General features: G+C 48.1%; 2 protein-coding genes and 2 pseudogenes. 2 read left to right on the top strand and 2 right to left on the bottom strand.

Going from position 1 to position 2526, the window contains the following annotated elements; genetic code table 11:
- Nucleotides 1–67 precede the first annotated feature (67 nt).
- Nucleotides 68–1042 (bottom strand): annotated as a pseudogene (locus J5I83_RS06425) (IS3 family transposase); the annotation flags it as partial.
- A 257-nt stretch (nt 1043–1299) separates the two neighbouring features.
- On the opposite strand from J5I83_RS06425, the gene J5I83_RS06420 reads away from it, so the two are divergent.
- Together J5I83_RS06420 and J5I83_RS06415 are read left to right on the top strand one after the other, a co-directional pair.
- Nucleotides 1300–1863 carry a winged helix-turn-helix domain-containing protein gene (locus J5I83_RS06420; RefSeq protein ID WP_304054297.1) on the top strand — a complete coding sequence of 188 codons (564 nt, stop codon included), beginning with the start codon at nt 1300–1302 and terminating at the stop codon, nt 1861–1863.
- The gene (locus J5I83_RS06415) at nt 1791–2375 is read left to right on the top strand and encodes an IS630 family transposase (RefSeq protein ID WP_304054296.1); all 585 of its coding nucleotides are present in this window, start codon (nt 1791–1793) and stop codon (nt 2373–2375) included. The genes J5I83_RS06420 and J5I83_RS06415 overlap by 73 nt, the downstream gene beginning before the upstream one ends.
- Before the next feature lie 8 nt (nt 2376–2383).
- Here the strand turns inward: J5I83_RS06415 and J5I83_RS06410 are convergent.
- A pseudogene (locus J5I83_RS06410) lies at nt 2384–2526 on the bottom strand (IS5/IS1182 family transposase); the annotation flags it as partial.

Here is a 2526-nt window from a genome sequence, read left to right as displayed (position 1 = left end):
GGCCTACCCTCATCTCTCATGCAGCATAGCTGCTCGAAGGACTGCGTCCTTCTTTGCGCCTTCGTGGCACACCGTTATCCCAACAATTTCCCAAACGATTCATACTGCCCTACAAACCCATGTGCTTTCAGCAATCTGCGATATGCTTTGCTGGCATACTGTGATCCACGATCCGAATGTACTATCAGTCCCGGCTCTGGTCGGCGCAGCCAGATTGCCATTCGCAATGCATCACAAACCAGATTCGCTTTCATCCGTGAACTCATACTCCAACCCACCACCTTTCTGGAGAACAAATCGATGACAACCGCCAGATACAACCAGCCTTCCTGAGTCCAAATGTAGGTAATGTCACAAACATAGATTTGATCCGGTCTGGTAACCGTAAATTGCCGATTCAATTGGTTCTCAAACACTGGCAGCTGGTGATTGCTGTCCGTCGTCACCTTATATTTCTTCCGGTGCCTTACAGTCACTCCAGCCTCACGCATGAGTTTCCTCGTTTTCCAGCGGCCAACCGGATAACCTGATGCATTCATCGCCCGTTTCATCCTGCGACTACCGTAGGTGTAATCGCACGATTTTGCAATATCCAGCACGGCATCAAGCACTTGTCTATGGTGCAAATCATCGGGCCGATTGCTGCAGCGTTGCTCATAGTCATAATAAGCGCTTCGGCTGACACCCAATAGCCAGCTCATCAAACCGACCGGGTAGGTCTTCTTTCTTTGGGTGATGAACGAGTATTTCACTTCGTTTCTTTCGCGAAGAAGACCGCCGCTTCCTTTAATATTTGCCGCTCAAGCTTTAATTGCTTGTTTTCTATCTTAAGCCGCCGAATTTCTTCCTGCTCCGGTGTCAGCTTCCCATTACCTCGAAATGCCTGACCATTAGTATCCGCCTGGCTCTCCTTGATCCATCGCCCAAGCATGTTAGCCCTAATTTCCAGGCTCCTGGCAGCCTCTGCTATCGTAAATCCCTGATCCACAACCAGACTGATTGCATCCAGTTTGAATTCTTTTGTGTATTGTTTTCTCTTCAACTTTTCTTCCTCCAATTAAGTCAATTTTCTCTTAACTGGAGTGTCCGGGTCTATTGGACCACGTCAAGTCGCTATTATTTTTTAATGATGAGGCTTTTCAAAATGTCGACGAGTTTGCTCTATCACGCTTTTGGCATAGTTGGTTATTTTTATCAAAGCACCTGTTATATTGCGAACGCCATTGTAGTTGCGATAAAAGAAGATCAATGGCGTCTAATTCCATTTCTATTTCATAAGTGCAATAATAGAAGCAACTTATGAAAGGAAATATTGTGATGGCACGAGTAGCGAGTGGTAAAGAGGTGCTGGAACAAGCAAAAGATTTGCTGATTAATGCAAGAACAATAGAAGAATTAAGGCAGGCGCAGGCTGTAGTGCTGCCTTTGGAATTTGGCTTATCAATGAAGCAGACAGCTGCAGCGATAGGCACTTCAGTAGGCTGGGCGTGCCAACTTCGAATGCGTTTAATCCGCAGTGGCGGCATACGTGATACAACCAGGCCTAGCCGTGGTGGACGACGGCGCGAGAATCTTTCGCGTGAAGAAGAAGTTGCTTTTCTAGCGCCCTTTATAGAGAAAGCATCGGCAGGAGGTATTTTGATTGTGAGCGAAATCAAGCAAGCACTTGATGCACGCTTAAAGCGCAAGACATCGCTCGCAGCCACCTATAACCTACTGCACCGTCATGGCTGGCGCAAGCTGGCTCCTGACAAACGCCATCCCAAGGCAGACGTGCTCGCTCAGGATGAGTGGAAAAAAAACTTCGAGATACCCTCACAGAAATTGACCAAGAGTGGCAAGCAGAAGGACCGTTGCGTCTGATGTTTCAGGATGAAGCCCGCTTTGGGCGTGTTTCCGACACACGCCGATGCTGGTGCCCCAAACCTCTGCGTCCGCTATGCCAGGCAATGATCACACAGGAATATGTCTATGCTTACGCTACGGTGTCGGTTGCTGATGGCGAACTGGATACACTTATCCTGCCTCAGGTTAATAGTCATTGCATGCAGATATTTCTGGATGAAGTAGCGTCGCGTCATCCCAATGACCGGATTATCCTGGTGCTCGATGGGGCAGGATGGCATCGCAGTCACACCCTTAAGCTTCCACCTAATCTGCGCTTACTCATGCTACCGCCCTACTCACCGGAACTCAATCCTGTTGAGAATCTTTGGGATGAGTTACGGGAGAAGTCATTCCATAACCGCGTATTCGACAGCCTGGACGCACTTGAGAATCACCTGGAAGCAGCAATGCGTGACATGGAAAAAGATCGTGAATGTGTTCAATCCATCGTTGCATGGCCCTGGATTATCAATTCACTTTTGGAATAGAAATGGAATAACCAGCAACGATCCATCCGATGATCTGATTTTAAGTGTCCGATTGCTGGCTCCACAGCTTGGCGACGCTTAAGCCATCGTCGCTGCTGCCTCGTTAGTGACTTGTACTTGCCGCGATGGATGATTTCCACGTTCGGATTGT

This window comes from Nitrosomonas communis (assembly GCF_024102715.1).
Taxonomy (GTDB): Bacteria; Pseudomonadota; Gammaproteobacteria; order Burkholderiales; family Nitrosomonadaceae; genus Nitrosomonas; species Nitrosomonas communis_B.
The sequence above is the reverse complement of the archived record's forward strand: the minus strand, read 5'-3'. Positions and strand labels throughout refer to the sequence as shown.